At 64.3% G+C, this 13,494-nt stretch carries 12 protein-coding genes and 1 pseudogene; 7 read left to right on the plus strand and 6 right to left on the minus strand.

Annotation, left to right across the window (positions count from 1 at the left end; all coding sequences use genetic code 11):
- The 4 genes from WB785_RS25045 to secG all read left to right on the plus strand — a co-directional run.
- Window positions 1-914: phosphoglycerate kinase (locus WB785_RS25045; protein ID WP_424082848.1), on the plus strand; the 914-nt coding region annotated here is incomplete at its 5' end.
- Between the two features lie 15 nt (window positions 915-929).
- Window positions 930-1,715, plus strand: coding sequence for a triose-phosphate isomerase (tpiA, locus tag WB785_RS25050; RefSeq protein WP_424082850.1), 786 nt, complete (start codon window positions 930-932; stop codon window positions 1,713-1,715).
- A gap of 148 nt (window positions 1,716-1,863) precedes the next feature.
- A complete protein-coding gene (locus tag WB785_RS25055) occupies window positions 1,864-3,045 on the plus strand; it encodes a PecA family PE domain-processing aspartic protease (protein ID WP_424082852.1) in 1,182 nt (393 codons plus the stop codon).
- Window positions 3,046-3,102: 57 nt separating this feature from the next.
- Window positions 3,103-3,339: a preprotein translocase subunit SecG gene (secG, locus tag WB785_RS25060; RefSeq protein ID WP_067330465.1), complete on the plus strand. Its 237-nt coding sequence runs from the start codon at window positions 3,103-3,105 to the stop codon at window positions 3,337-3,339.
- 186 nt (window positions 3,340-3,525) lie between these two features.
- Here the strand turns inward: secG and WB785_RS25065 are convergent, their stop codons facing one another.
- The 6 genes from WB785_RS25065 to tkt form a co-directional block, all read right to left on the minus strand.
- Window positions 3,526-3,915 (minus strand): ATPase, encoded by a 390-nt coding sequence (locus tag WB785_RS25065; RefSeq protein ID WP_424082853.1) that lies wholly within the window; start codon window positions 3,913-3,915, stop codon window positions 3,526-3,528.
- A gap of 192 nt (window positions 3,916-4,107) precedes the next feature.
- On the minus strand, window positions 4,108-4,866 hold the full coding sequence (gene pgl, locus WB785_RS25070; RefSeq protein ID WP_424082855.1) for a 6-phosphogluconolactonase: 759 nt from the start codon (window positions 4,864-4,866) through the stop codon (window positions 4,108-4,110).
- Complete coding sequence (gene opcA / locus WB785_RS25075) at window positions 4,863-5,774, minus strand: glucose-6-phosphate dehydrogenase assembly protein OpcA (RefSeq protein WP_424082857.1); 912 nt, start codon at window positions 5,772-5,774, stop codon at window positions 4,863-4,865. Before opcA ends, pgl begins: the two co-directional genes overlap by 4 nt.
- On the minus strand, window positions 5,771-7,324 hold the full coding sequence (gene zwf / locus WB785_RS25080; protein WP_424082859.1) for a glucose-6-phosphate dehydrogenase: 1,554 nt from the start codon (window positions 7,322-7,324) through the stop codon (window positions 5,771-5,773). Before zwf ends, opcA begins: the two co-directional genes overlap by 4 nt.
- Window positions 7,321-8,439: a transaldolase gene (gene tal, locus WB785_RS25085; RefSeq protein WP_424082860.1), complete on the minus strand. Its 1,119-nt coding sequence runs from the start codon at window positions 8,437-8,439 to the stop codon at window positions 7,321-7,323. Before tal ends, zwf begins: the two co-directional genes overlap by 4 nt.
- Before the next feature lie 14 nt (window positions 8,440-8,453).
- Entirely contained in the window at window positions 8,454-10,544 is a 2,091-nt protein-coding gene (gene tkt, locus WB785_RS25090; RefSeq protein WP_424082862.1) for a transketolase, read from the minus strand.
- Window positions 10,545-10,738: 194 nt separating this feature from the next.
- Here tkt and WB785_RS25095 point away from each other — a divergent pair, with 194 nt between their 5' ends.
- The 3 genes and pseudogenes from WB785_RS25095 to WB785_RS25105 form a co-directional block, all read left to right on the plus strand.
- Window positions 10,739-11,659: a heme o synthase gene (locus tag WB785_RS25095; RefSeq protein WP_424082864.1), complete on the plus strand. Its 921-nt coding sequence runs from the start codon at window positions 10,739-10,741 to the stop codon at window positions 11,657-11,659.
- Between the two features lie 88 nt (window positions 11,660-11,747).
- Window positions 11,748-13,229, plus strand: coding sequence for a PPE family protein (locus WB785_RS25100; protein ID WP_424082866.1), 1,482 nt, complete (start codon window positions 11,748-11,750; stop codon window positions 13,227-13,229).
- 169 nt (window positions 13,230-13,398) lie between these two features.
- A pseudogene (locus WB785_RS25105) lies at window positions 13,399-13,494 on the plus strand (PE family protein); the annotation flags it as partial.

A 13,494-nucleotide genomic window follows, 5' to 3' on the forward strand; every position in this document is an offset into this window, starting at 1 on the left:
GGGATGCGCGGGCCCGCGCGGAGCGTCTGACCGATGGGGACGTCCTGCTGCTGGAAAACATCCGCTTTGACCCGCGGGAAACCAGCAAGGACGACGGCGAGCGACTCGCGTTGGCTCACGAACTTGCCCAATTAGTCGGCGACACAGGTGCTTTCGTGTCCGACGGGTTCGGGGTTGTGCACCGCAAGCAAGCCTCGGTCTACGACATTGCCACGCTGCTGCCGCACTACGCCGGCAACCTGGTCGCCGAAGAGGTCAGCGTGCTCGAGCGGCTGACCAGCTCGACGCGCCGGCCGTATGCGGTGGTGCTTGGAGGTTCGAAGGTATCGGACAAACTCGGTGTGATCGAGCAGCTGGCCACCAAGGCCGACAGCATTGTTATCGGTGGCGGCATGTGCTTCACATTCCTCGCCGCACTTGGTCTTTCGGTGGGCACTTCGTTGCTGCAAGCCGAGATGATCGACACCTGCCGCCGATTGCTCGACACCTATGCGGACGTTCTGCGCCTGCCGGTGGATATCGTGGTGGCCGACAAGTTCTCCGCTGATTCGCCCCCGCAGGTTGTCGCCGCCGACGCGATCCCGGACGACAAGATGGGATTGGACATCGGGCCGGGGTCGGTGACCCGGTTCAACTCGCTGCTGTCCAACGCCGAGACCATCTTCTGGAACGGCCCGATGGGTGTCTTCGAATTCCCGGCATACGCCGCCGGCACCAAAGGTGTGGCCGAAGTAATCGCCGACGCAACCGCCAAGGGCGCGTTCAGCGTTGTCGGCGGCGGCGACTCCGCCGCGGCGGTGCGGGCGCTGGGCCTGCCAGAGGACGGCTTCTCGCACATCTCCACCGGCGGCGGGGCGTCGCTGGAATACCTTGAGGGCAAAGAGCTGCCCGGCTTAAAAGTACTGAGCACCTAAAAGCTAAGGATCGCGATGAGCCGCAAGCCGCTGATAGCCGGCAACTGGAAGATGAATCTCAACCACTTCGAGGCGATCGCACTGGTTCAAAAGATCGCGTTCTCGCTGCCCGATAAGTACTACGACCGAGTCGATGTCTCGGTCATTCCGCCGTTCACCGATTTGCGCAGCGTGCAGACCCTGGTCGACGGCGACAAGCTGCGACTGACCTACGGCGCCCAGGATCTGTCGCAGCATGACTCCGGTGCCTACACCGGCGAGATCAGCGGCGCGTTTCTCGCCAAACTGGGCTGCAGCTACGTCGTCGTCGGGCACTCCGAGCGGCGTACCTACCACAACGAGGACGACGCGCTGGTGGCCGCCAAGGCCGCTGCCGCGCTCAAGCACAACCTGACACCGATCGTCTGCATCGGCGAGAACCTGGAAGTCCGGGAAGCCGGTGAGCATGTCACGCACTGCCAAGAGCAGCTGCGCGGGTCGCTAGCCGGGCTCTCGGCCGAGCAGATCGGCAAGGTCGTCATCGCCTACGAGCCGGTATGGGCGATCGGGACCGGGCGGGTGGCCAGCGCCACCGATGCCCAGGAAGTGTGCGCAGCGGTCCGCAAGGAGCTGGGCACGCTGGCCTCTACACACATCGCCGAGACGGTCCGCGTGCTCTACGGCGGCTCGGTGAACGCCAAGAACATCGGCGACATCGTCGCTCAGGACGACGTCGATGGTGCCCTGGTCGGCGGCGCATCGCTGGACGGCGAGCAGTTCGCCACACTGTCCGCCATTGCCGCCGGGGGGCCGCTGCCGTAACCCACGGAGCCGTTGCAGTTGACGGTCGGCCTAAGGGGCGCTTAGCTTAACAAAACCTGACAGAAATACAGGTTCGTTAAGTTTTGGTGATTGCGCAGCTAGGGTGCGCTTTAGGCAGCTCGACCACTCTCCGGGGGAAGGCAACCAAATGTCACGCAACGCCGAGGCGCGCCAGCGCCGGGTCATCCTGGGTGGGGCGGCTGCAGCGTTTGTTGCGGCGGCAGCAATGGCCACCGGCTCGGCCTTCACCGCGGCCCCTGCCAAGGCCGACATCGACGCGCTCCTCGACCCGATCATCCAGCCCCTCATGACCTCGTTGAGCGATGCGATCGCCGGCTTTGATCCCGCCGCTGCGGTGGATCTGACCAGCTGGACCGACAGCCTTCTGGCCAGCCTGAGTTCGCTTGATGCGGCGGCTGCGTTGCCGGCGGCCGCGGAGCCCGCTGCGGCCGTCCCCGCGGCTTCGGGCCCTTATGACATTCCACTGAGCGTCGCAGAGGACACCGAGCCGACTGTGCAAGCCACGATTGAGGGGGCCAGCAACACGCTGCTCGTCGATACCGGATCCAGCGGCCTTGTCCTCCCTTGGGAAGACCTCGGGTCAAACCCCGTATCGGCGTTCTTTAACCTCTTGCAGCTCGGCACGCCCACCGGCATTAGCGAGAGCGGCTACAGCGGCGGGGTGGACTACCTGTATCTGACCTACAACGACGCGACCGTTGATTACGGCAACGGAGCCCTCGACACGACGAATACCCCCATCGATGTCGAGTTCTTGTCCTGGCCGTCAGCTTTGGGCTCGCCGTCAAGCTTCGAGCAGTTCCTTGCTGATGACCAGGTGACCGGCATCCTGGGCATTGGTCTGCACACCGGGGGTCCGACCACCAGCCCATTCGAGAATTACGGCGGTGTGCTCGTCGACATTCCCGACGGTAAGCTGATCGTCGATTCCGCCAACCCGGGAACGGCGTTGTTGACGGTGCCCGGAAACCCGATCGCGGATCTCTACGAAGCGGTCAATGGGGGAACTCGGGTAGCGGTTTCCGACGATCTCGATTCCGGCGGTGTGTTCGGAACCATCCCGTCATCGCTGGCGTCCGGAAGTTCCGTGCCGACGGGAACAACCATCGACGTCTACACCAGCGCGTCCGGTGGCTCGTTGCTGTACTCCTACATCACCGGCCCCCTCGGCAGCTCGGGATATGACGGGCCGACGCCGGTATCCGGAAACGAAATAGACAGCGGCGTCTTGCCCTTCCTGCACCAACCGATCTACTTCAGCTACACCAACGACAACATGAGCTTCGACATGCCAGGGAGCGTTCACTGATCTCGCGGGGCAGCGCCGGTCTGAGGCGGCTAACCGCCGGCCGGTAAGGTGTTGGCCATGGAATTGGCCCTGCAGATCACCCTGGTGGTGACCAGCATCCTGGTGGTCTTATTGGTGCTGCTGCACCGCGCCAAGGGTGGCGGCCTGTCGACGCTGTTCGGCGGCGGCGTGCAGTCCAGCCTGTCCGGGTCGACGGTGGTGGAGAAGAACCTGGACCGGTTGACGTTGTTCGTCGTCGGCATCTGGCTGGTAGCCATCGTCGGCATGGCGCTGCGGATCAAATACAACGCTTGAGCTAGAGCTCACGGGCTCATCAGCCTCTTCAGTCGCTGGCTGAAAGATTAGTGCCTTCTCGAGTTTGATAGCGCTGGTGATATCAAGGCCCCGTGATATCGCATACGCCTCGTTTCCGAGATGAGGTGTGCACCTTGGTGGCGGTACGCAGGTGGCGAGTGTGGCCGGTGGGTTTGTGACCGGCGACTAGCGCGCGGTCCGATTGCGTAGGACGTTCACCACGTTCCGGAAAGTATGTTCGGTCAGCGAGAAGGGCGTCATCACCGTCTCGCCAATGCCCACGATGTAGTCGATGCGTTCGACGATGGCCTCGACCGGCGCGACGAGCGTAACCAACCGGTTCATCAAGTCATCGATCCTGCTGAGCGTGGCCTCGAAGTGGTCCAAGCCGCCATCGAGACGCTCTATCGCGGTGTTCAGATTCGACAGCGATGTGTTGAGGTCGGTCAGGGTGTCGCCCAGGCCGCCCAGCACGTCTTCCAGTTGGCCGACGGTGACGTCGGCGTTCATTGCCGCCTGGGTGAGCGTCTTGATCCGCTGTCGCGGCGGGCGGCCGCCGGCGCTTTTGTCTGCCATGCGCTAATTATTACTGGCGGGTTGGGAACCCCCGGAATCGAACCGGCATCTGATCGAATATGCAATGCAGACACTGCGACCATTACCCCCCGACCTGACGTGCCCTTCCAAGCGCGCTGCATACCCCGATTTCACTCGACGGCTGGCCGACTATGCGCTCGGCTATGCCGATCGGCAGGCCGAGCGGCGCCGCTAATTGGACGCTTGGCCGGTAGGGATCTTGGCTGCTGCGTCGGTGTCGAGAAACCAGATCGTCTGCTCGCGGCCGATCGCACCGGCGGCCGGTATCGACACCGGGTCGGCGCCGCCGACCGCTGCGGCCACCGCGTCGGCTTTCTCCGCCCCGGACACCAACAACCAGACCTCGCGGGACCGCTGAATTGCAGGAAGCGTCAAGGTAATTCGCAGCGGGGGAGGCTTCGGTGAATCCTCGACGCCGACGACTAGCCGAGTGGCTTCGCGCACGGCCGGGGTGTCCGGGAACAGCGAATTGATGTGGCCTTCGGGCCCCACGCCGAGCAGATGAACGTCGAAATTCGGTGCGGGATCGCCCGGTTCGGCGTTCGCGGCCAAGAGCTGCTCGTAGGACAAGGCCGCTGCGGCAAGATCACTACCGAATTCGCCGTCGCGCGCTGGCATCGCGTGCACGTTGCGCGCCGGGATATCGACGTGGCTCAACAATGCTTCACGAGCTTGTTTGTCGTTGCGTTCGTCGTCGTCTTCGGTGACGTAGCGCTCGTCGCCCCAAAACAAATGCACCTTGGCCCAGTCGACTCGTTGCGCCTGCGCGCCAAGATAACTCATAAGCCGGTTGCCGTTGCCGCCGCCGGTCAGCACGATCTGCGTCCGCCCGCGGGCGGCCACGGCCGCCTCGATGACGCTGATCAAACGCTCGCCCGCGGCAGCGGTCAGTGCGTCGCTGTCGGCGAATGTCTCAACGGCTGTGCTCACAGGTACTCCACTCGATCGATGCCTTCGAGCGCCGAAAAGTAGATCACGTCCGGGTCCAGTCGGCGCAGATCCTCGGCCAGACATTCGGGGGTTTCCCTGCGCTGCAACGGGATAAGAGCGTCGGGCTTCGCGGTGCGGCTCAATGTCGCGGTCACGCCTTTTTGTGGCCGACGCAGCGTCACTGTCTCGCTGTTGCGCACCAGTTCGACTTTGAGTTCACCGATCGCGCGCCGCACCGGACCGTCGATCCGGCTGGCCAGCCAGCCCGCGAGGACGTCGAGGGAGGGCTCGGCCTCGAGCCCGGAAACCAGGGCCGAGGTGATCGGCTCATGCGGCGGTAGGTCGATCGCCGAAGTCAGCAGTGCCCGCCAGTAGGTGATGCGACTCCAGGCCAGGTCGGTGTCACCCGGGGTGTAGCCGGGCAGCCTGCTTTTGATCGCCGACATCGGGTCAGCTCCGTTGGTGACATCGGTGATACGCCGAACCGCCAACTGGCCCAACGGGTCCTGGGCCGGCACGGCTGGCGCGATATCCGGCCACCAGGCCACCACCGGGATATCGGGCAGCAGGAAGGGCACGACGACGCTGCTGTTGTGGCCGGCGAGCGGGCCCGAGAGCCGCAGCACCACCACCTCGCCCGCGCCGCTGTCACCACCGACGCGCAACTGTGCGTCCAAGCGCGCCTCGGCGGCATCGGCGTCCCCGGTCGTCACCACGATCACCCGGCTCGGGTGCTCGTGGCTGGCCGCGTTGGCCGCTGCGATGGATTCTTCGAGCACCGCTTCGCTGTCCGGCGCGATCACCAAAGTCAGGACTCGGCCAAGCGTCACCGCGCCGCTCTGCTCACGCAGTTCGTCGAGCTTCTTGTTGATCTCGTTGGTGCTCGTGTCCGGCAACTCGACAATCATGGCCGCCGCCATTCCCGCCCGGTCCGACGGAGCATCTCGAACGCCGATGCGGGCCCCCAGGTGCCTGCCGCGTACGGTTCGGGCTTGCCGTGTTCGGCCCAGTTATCAAGCACCGGATCCAGTATCTGCCAGGCTAATTCGACTTCCTCGTTGACGGGAAACAGTGACGGCTCGCCGAGCAGGACATCAAGGATCAGCCGTTCGTAAGCCTCGGGTGATTCCTCAGCGAATGCGGAGCCGTAGGAGAAGTCCATGTTGACATCGCGAACTTCCATCGCGCTACCCGGCACCTTGGACCCGAATCGCAACGTGACCCCTTCGTCCGGCTGCACCCGGATCACCAATGCGTTGGCGCCGAGCTCATCGGTCATGGTGGCGTCGAACGGCAGATGCGGGGCCCGTTTGAAAACCAAGGCGATCTCGGTGACCCTGCGGCCCAGTCGTTTTCCGGTTCGCAAGTAAAACGGCACCCCGGCCCAACGGCGAGTATCGACCTCCAATGTGATGGCGGCGAACGTCTCGGTGCCGGACTCCTTCGAAAAGCCCTCCTCGTCGAGCAGCCCAACCACATGTTGTCCGCCCTGCCAGCCGGCGCTGTACTGGCCGCGCGAACTGGTCTCATCGAGCGGCTGCGCAAGTTGGGTTGCCGAGAGCACCTTGATCTTCTCGGTCTGCAATTCCGACGGCTGAAAACTCACCGGCTCTTCCATTGCCATCAGCGCAAGTAGTTGCATCAGGTGGTTTTGAATCACGTCACGCGCCGCACCGATCCCGTCGTAATAGCCTGCGCGCCCGCCAAGTCCGATGTCCTCAGCCATGGTGATCTGCACATGGTCGACATAGTGCGCGTTCCAGATCGGGTCGAAGAGCTGGTTGGCGAACCGCAGCGCCATGATGTTTTGCACCGTCTCCTTACCCAGATAGTGATCGATGCGGAACACCGATTCCTCCGGGAAGACGCTGTTGACCACCTTGTTGAGCTCGCGTGCGCTGTCCAAGTCGTGGCCGAACGGCTTTTCGATGACGACCCGGCTCCAGCTGCCCTCCCTGGCCCGGGCCAGCCCGGCCTTGTTCAGCTGTTCGCACACCGCCGGAAAGCTCTTCGGCGGGATCGCCAGGTAGAACCCGTGATTGCCGCCGATGCCGCGTTCGGCATCGAGCTTTTCCAGGGTTTCGGCCAGCCGGGCGAACGCGGCATCGTCGTCGAAGGTGCCTTCCACGAACCGGCATGCGTCGGCCAGCCGGTCCCAGACCGCCTGGCGGAACGGGGTGCGCGAGTGCTCCTTGACGGCCTGGTAGACCTCTTTGCTGAAGCTTTCGTCATCCCAGTCCCGGCGGGCGAAACCGACCAGCGCGAAGTTGGGTGGCAACAATCCGCGGTTGGCCAGGTCGTAGATGGCCGGTACCACCTTCTTGCGGGCCAGGTCGCCCGTGACACCGAAAATCACCACAGCGCACGGACCAGCAATTCGGGGCAGCCGCTTATCGCGCTTGTCCCGCAACGGGTTTTGCCACTGCCCGGTGTTGCCTCGGGTGGCGGCTCTGCTCATTTGGCGGCGGAGTCGAGCTGTTTTTGGGTCTCCTCCAGCAGCTCGCTCCAAGACTCCTCGAACTTCTGCACGCCTTCGTTCTCCAGAACGAGGAACACATCGGTCAGGTCGACTCCGACCGCCTCCAGGTTGTTGAACACTTCCTGGGCGGCCGAAGCGGTGCCGGTGACCGTATCGCCCGTGACGACGCCGTGGTCGGCGACCGCATCAATTGTCTTCTCCGGCATGGTGTTGACGGTATTCGGCGCTACCAGCTCGGTGACGTAGAGCGTGTCGGAATAGTCGGGGTTCTTAACGCCGGTCGACGCCCACAGCGGCCGCTGCACTCGCGCCCCGTCGGCCTGGAGCTTTTCGAAGCGATCGCCGCCGACGAAGACTTCCTGGTATGCGGCATACGCCAGCCGGGCGTTCGCCACGCCGGCCTTTCCGCGCAGCTCTTGCGCCTCGGGAGAGTCAATCTTTTCCAACCGCTTGTCGACCTCGGTGTCCACCCGCGAAACGAAAAACGAGGCCACCGAATGGATCTTGGAGATGTCGTGTCCGGCTGCCTTGGCCGCTTGCAGCCCGTCGAGGTAGGCGTCCATCACCTCGCGGTGTCGCTCAACCGAGAAGATCAGCGTGACGTTGACCGAAATCCCTTCTGCCAGCGTCGCGCTGATGGCGGGCAGACCTTGCTTGGTGGCCGGAATCTTGATGAACAGATTCGGCCGGTCGACGATCTTCCATAATTCGATCGCCTGCTTGGTGGTCTTGTCGGTGTCGTGCGCCAGCCGCGGGTCGACCTCGATAGACACCCGGCCGTCGACTCCGTCGGAGGCCTCCCACTGCGGTCTGAGCACGTCGCAGCCGTTGCGGACATCGTCGGTGGTCACGGTGCGGATCGTGGCATCGACGTCGGCACCGCGTTCGGCCAGTTCCGCTACTTGACCCTCGTAGGCGTCGCCCTCCGCGAGCGCTTTCTGGAAGATCGACGGGTTGGTGGTGACACCGACGACGCTCCTGGTGTCGATCAGTTCTTGAAGGTTGCCGGACTGCAGACGCTGTCGGGACAGGTCGTCCAGCCACACCGATACACCCGCGGCGGACAGCGCCGCGAGGTTGGGATTCTGAGTCATCGAATTCCCTTCTTCTAGTTATCTATTGTTCGTTCGGCGGCGTCGACGACGGCTTCGGGAGTGAACCCGAATTCGCGGAACAACGTCTTGTAATCGGCGGATTCCCCGTAGTGCTCGATCGAAACGATCTCGCCGGTGTCGCCGACCAGCTTGTGCCAACTCTGCGCAACGCCGGCCTCGACGGCGACCCGGGCTGACACCGACGGCGGCAACACGCTATCGCGGTAATCCTCTGACTGCGACTCGAACCATTCGACGCACGGCATCGACACCACACGCGCAACAATGTCCTTGTCCGCCAACAATTTTTGCGCCTCGACAACCAGCTGGACCTCGGAGCCGGTGGCGATCAGAACAACGTCTGGCTCGTCACCGCCGTCATCGCCCAATACGTATCCGCCCCTGGCCACCCCTTCGGCGGTGGTGCCCTCCAGCACCGGTACGCCCTGTCGGGTCAGGCAGAGCCCGACCGGCCCGCTGCCGTTGCCGCGGGCCAGAATCGTGTGCCAGGCGTAGGCGGTCTCGTTAGCGTCGCCCGGGCGCACCACCGAGAGGTTCGGAATCGCCCGCAGCGCCGAGAGGTGCTCGATTGGCTGGTGGGTGGGGCCGTCTTCGCCGAGTCCGATCGAGTCATGCGTCCACACGTAGATGGTGTCGATGTCCATCAGCGACGCCAGTCGTACCGACGGGCGCATGTAGTCGGAGAACTGCAGGAAAGTGCCGCCATAGGCGCGGGTCGGGCCGTGCAGCACGATGCCGGACAGGATCGCGCCCATTGCGTGCTCGCGGACTCCGAAGTGCAGTGTGCGGCCGTACCAGTGCGCGGTGTAGTCCTTCGTGGAAATACGCGGTGGCCCAAAGGAATCGGCACCCTTGATGGTGGTGTTGTTGCTGCCGGCCAGGTCGGCTGAACCGCCCCACAGCTCGGGCAGCTTCGGTCCTACCGCGTTGAGTACCTCGTTGGACGCTTTTCGGGTGGCTACCTCATCTGAACCGGGTTCCCAGTGCGGCAGGTCGGCGTCCCAGCCGTCGGGCAGCTTTTCGGCGGTCAGCCGGTCCAGCAGCGCTTTACGCTGCGGTTCGCGCTGCGCCCAGGCGTCGAACTCCGGTAGCCACTTCTCGTGCGCTTCCTTACCCCGCTCTACCAGCTTGCGGGTGTGAGCAATGACGTCGTCGCGCACCTCGAAGTTCTTGTCCGGATCGAAGCCCAGGATCTTCTTGACCGCCGCCACCTCGTCGTCGCCGAGGGCCGCGCCGTGCGCCTTCCCGGTGTTCATCAGGTTCGGCGCCGGATAGCCAATGATGGTCCGCAGCGAGATGAACGACGGCCGGTCGGTGACAGCCTTCGCGTTGGCGATGGCCTCCTCGATAGCGACAACGTTTTCACCGCCCTCGACGCGCTGGACGTGCCAGCCGTAAGCCTCGTACCGGGCCGCGGTGTCCTCGCAGAGCGCGATGTTGGTGTCGTCCTCGATCGAGATCTGGTTGTGGTCGTAAAACACGATGAGGTTGCCCAGCTCTTGGACCGCGGCCAGCGACGACGCCTCGGAGGTAACCCCTTCTTCGATGTCGCCGTCGGAGGCGATCACGTAGATGTGGTGGTCGAACGGGCTGCTGCCCGGGGCGGCGTCCGGATCGAACAGGCCGCGTTCATAACGTGCCGCCATCGCCATCCCCACGGCCGACGCCAGACCCTGACCAAGTGGACCGGTGGTGATCTCCACACCCTTGGTGTGCCGGAATTCGGGATGCCCGGGAGTCTTCGAACCCCAAGTGCGCAGCGATTCGATATCGGACAGTTGCAGGCCGAAACCGCCCAGGTAGAGCTGGATATAGAGGGTCAGGCTGCTGTGGCCGGCCGACAGCACGAACCGATCCCGGCCGAGCCAGGTGGTGTCGCTGGGGTCGTGGCGCATCGTGCGCTGAAACAGCGTGTAGGCCAGCGGGGCCAGGCTCATTGCCGTTCCGGGATGGCCGTTGCCGACTTTTTGGACGGCGTCGGCGGCCAGCACTCGGATGGTGTCGACCGCGGCCGAATCGATCTCGGTCCAGTCATCGGGCAAGTGCGGTTGGGTAAGGGTCGAGATGTCTTCGAGTGTGGTCACAAACGGCGTCCTAGGGTCGACAGGGTGATCGGATCCAACACTAGTGCGGATACCCGCGTCGATGCAGATCCACCAGCACGTTAAATCCCGTCGAATTGTGGTGACTCGACCCTGGACGAGGAGCGGGGTAAGCGGGCGGTCTACCATCGCCTGTAGTAGAAGCTGCGCGCTGCTGTGATCCGAGGAGTTCTTGCGTGAGCATTCGCGAGCGCGTTGCGCCGAGTCGAGTCAGCAACACTTTGCTGGCTTACTTGGCCTTGACCAAGCCGCGGGTCATTGAGCTCTTGCTGGTTACCGCCATCCCAGCGATGTTGCTGGCCGACCGCGGCACGGTGAACCCGCTGCTGATCCTCAATACCCTGATCGGCGGGATGCTTGCCGCCGGCGGCGCCAACACGCTGAACTGCGTGGCCGATGCCGACATCGACAAGATGATGAAGCGGACCGCCCGACGGCCGCTTGCGCGGGCCGCTGTGCCCACCAGGAACGCGCTGGTGTTCGGTCTGGTGCTGAGTATCGGTTCGTTCTTCTGGTTGTGGCGGACCACCAACCTGCTCTCGGGGCTGCTCGCCGTGGCCACGATCGCGTTTTACGTCTTTGTCTACACCCTGTTGCTCAAACGCCGCACCTCGCAGAACGTCGTCTGGGGTGGGGCGGCCGGCTGTATGCCGGTGATGATCGCCTGGTCGGCTGTCACCGACACGATCGCATGGCCGGCGTTGGTGATGTTCGCGATCATCTTCTTCTGGACGCCGCCGCATACCTGGGCGTTGGCCATGCGGTACAAGGAGGACTACAAGGCGGCCGGTGTGCCGATGCTGCCAGCCGTGGCCACCGAGCGTCAGGTCACCAAGCAGATCCTGGTCTACACCTGGCTGACGGTGGCTGCGACGCTGGCGCTGGCGCTGGCAGCCGGATGGCTCTACACCGCGGTGGCGGCGGTGGCCGGGGTGTGGTTCCTGGCGATGGCCCACCAGCTCTATGCCGGGGTGCGTCGCGGTGAGCCGGTCAAGCCGTTGCGGCTGTTCTTGCAGTCGAACAACTACCTGGCCGTGGTGTTCTGCGCGTTGGCGCTCGACTCGGCGATGGCGCTGCCGACCCTGCTTCACGTCTGATCGTTAAGGCCACGTCGTAGACCTGCGAATACCCCCTACCCGGTCGGGGTCTTGTAACTACGACACTGCGTCGTATTGAATGCCCGACGTGACTGCACCGGTGTGGATGGCTTCGCCGCCCGAGGTGCACTCGACGTTGTTGAGCAGCGGCCCAGGGCCCGAGTCACTGCTGGCCGCGGCCGGCGCTTGGACCTCGTTGAGCACCGAATACGCTTCAGTCGCCGAGGAACTCAGCGCTATCTTGTCGGCGGTGCAGGCCGGGGCCTGGGAAGGGCCGAGTGCCGAGCAGTACGTGGCTGCGCACCTTCCGTATCTGACCTGGCTGATGCGGGTCAGTGCCAAAAGCGCATCGGAGGCCGTCCAACACGAGACCGCGGCCACCGCCTACACCGCGGCGCTGGCCGCGATGCCGACGTTGCCGGAGCTTGCCGCCAACCACATGATTCACGGGGTGTTGATGGCGACCAATTTCTTTGGTATCAACACGATTCCGATTGCGCTCAACGAGGCCGACTATGTGCGGATGTGGATTCAGGCGGCCACCACGATGAGCACCTATCAGGCGGTGTCCACCATGGCGCTGGCGGCGGCGCCGCAGACAGATCCGGCCCCGCAAATCGTGACCCGGCACAGCCCGGCCGATGGCGAATCCGGTGGCGATACTGGAACGCTGCCGCCGATCGACAACGACGGAGGCACTCCCTACGACTTGAGCTGGTGGAGCAATCGCGTCCTGGAAGTCTTGCAAACCTTGCAACGGGACGTCGGGATCATCGGGCAAAACCCGGCACAAGGGTTGACGCAGCTGACCGCCGACATCGGGGCACTGGCATCGGACGAGTTCGGCCACGCGATCGAAGCCATTCAGGCCTTTCCGCAGCTGCTGGCGCTTCCGTTCGTGGTGCCAGTCGGCGCTGTGGGGGGCGTTGCCGGCCTGGGCGGGTTGGCGGGGATCCAGCTTGAATCGGCCTCGGCCCCCGCCGCGTCGCCCGTACCGACGTCGCAGCCGTCGAGTTTGCCGGCGCCGACCGGTAGCCCGATCGCGGTCGGCGTCGCGGGCGGCGTCTCCGCTTCCACTCCGCTGCCCAGTTCGGCGCCCACAGGGAGCACGGTCGCCTCCTCCGCAGCGACGCCGTCACCACTTGCGGGGACTAGTTTCGTGCCTCCTTATGCGGTGGGGCCTCCCGGCATCGGGGTCGGTTCTGGGATGAGCAACAGCGCCCGCTCGAGTGCAAGGAAGAAGGGGTTTGAGCCCGAGGCCGCTGCCGCCGCGGCGCCGGCTGCGCGAAAAGCAGCGCGAGCTCGGCGACGTCGACGGGCGGGGCTGCGTGGGCATGGCCACGAATACATGGATATGAACTTCCACGTCGACCCGCAATGGGGCCAGCCGGGCGGACCGCGCGACGCGCTGACGGTGGCGTCCGATCAAGGCGCTGGACCGTTGGGCTTCGCCGGCACAGTGGTCAAGCCGACGGTCAGCGACGCGGCGGGGTTGACGACATTATCCGACGATCAGTTCGGCGGCGGCCCCACGATGCCGATGGTGCCGGGGAGCTGGAACGCAGACTAAGTCGGCGAGGCGCAAGAGGCTGAGCGCCAAGCAGTTTCGACCGTTTGGGGTCCGCTGGCAACCAGGACCGAGCTACGGGCAGAAATCGCGCTGTCGAATTCCCAAACCCACAGCCATGTGGTACTACTGTTAATGAAAATCATGTTCACCTGGGTTTGGAGTGGTCCTCATGGCGTTGCGCGTCATTCCTGAAGGTCTTGAGGCTGCCAGTGCGAGCATCGAAGCGCTGACGGCACGGCTGGCGGCCGCGCATGCCGGCGCGGCC

The organism is Mycobacterium sp. (genome assembly GCF_049585075.1).
Lineage (GTDB): Bacteria > Actinomycetota > Actinomycetes > Mycobacteriales > Mycobacteriaceae > Mycobacterium.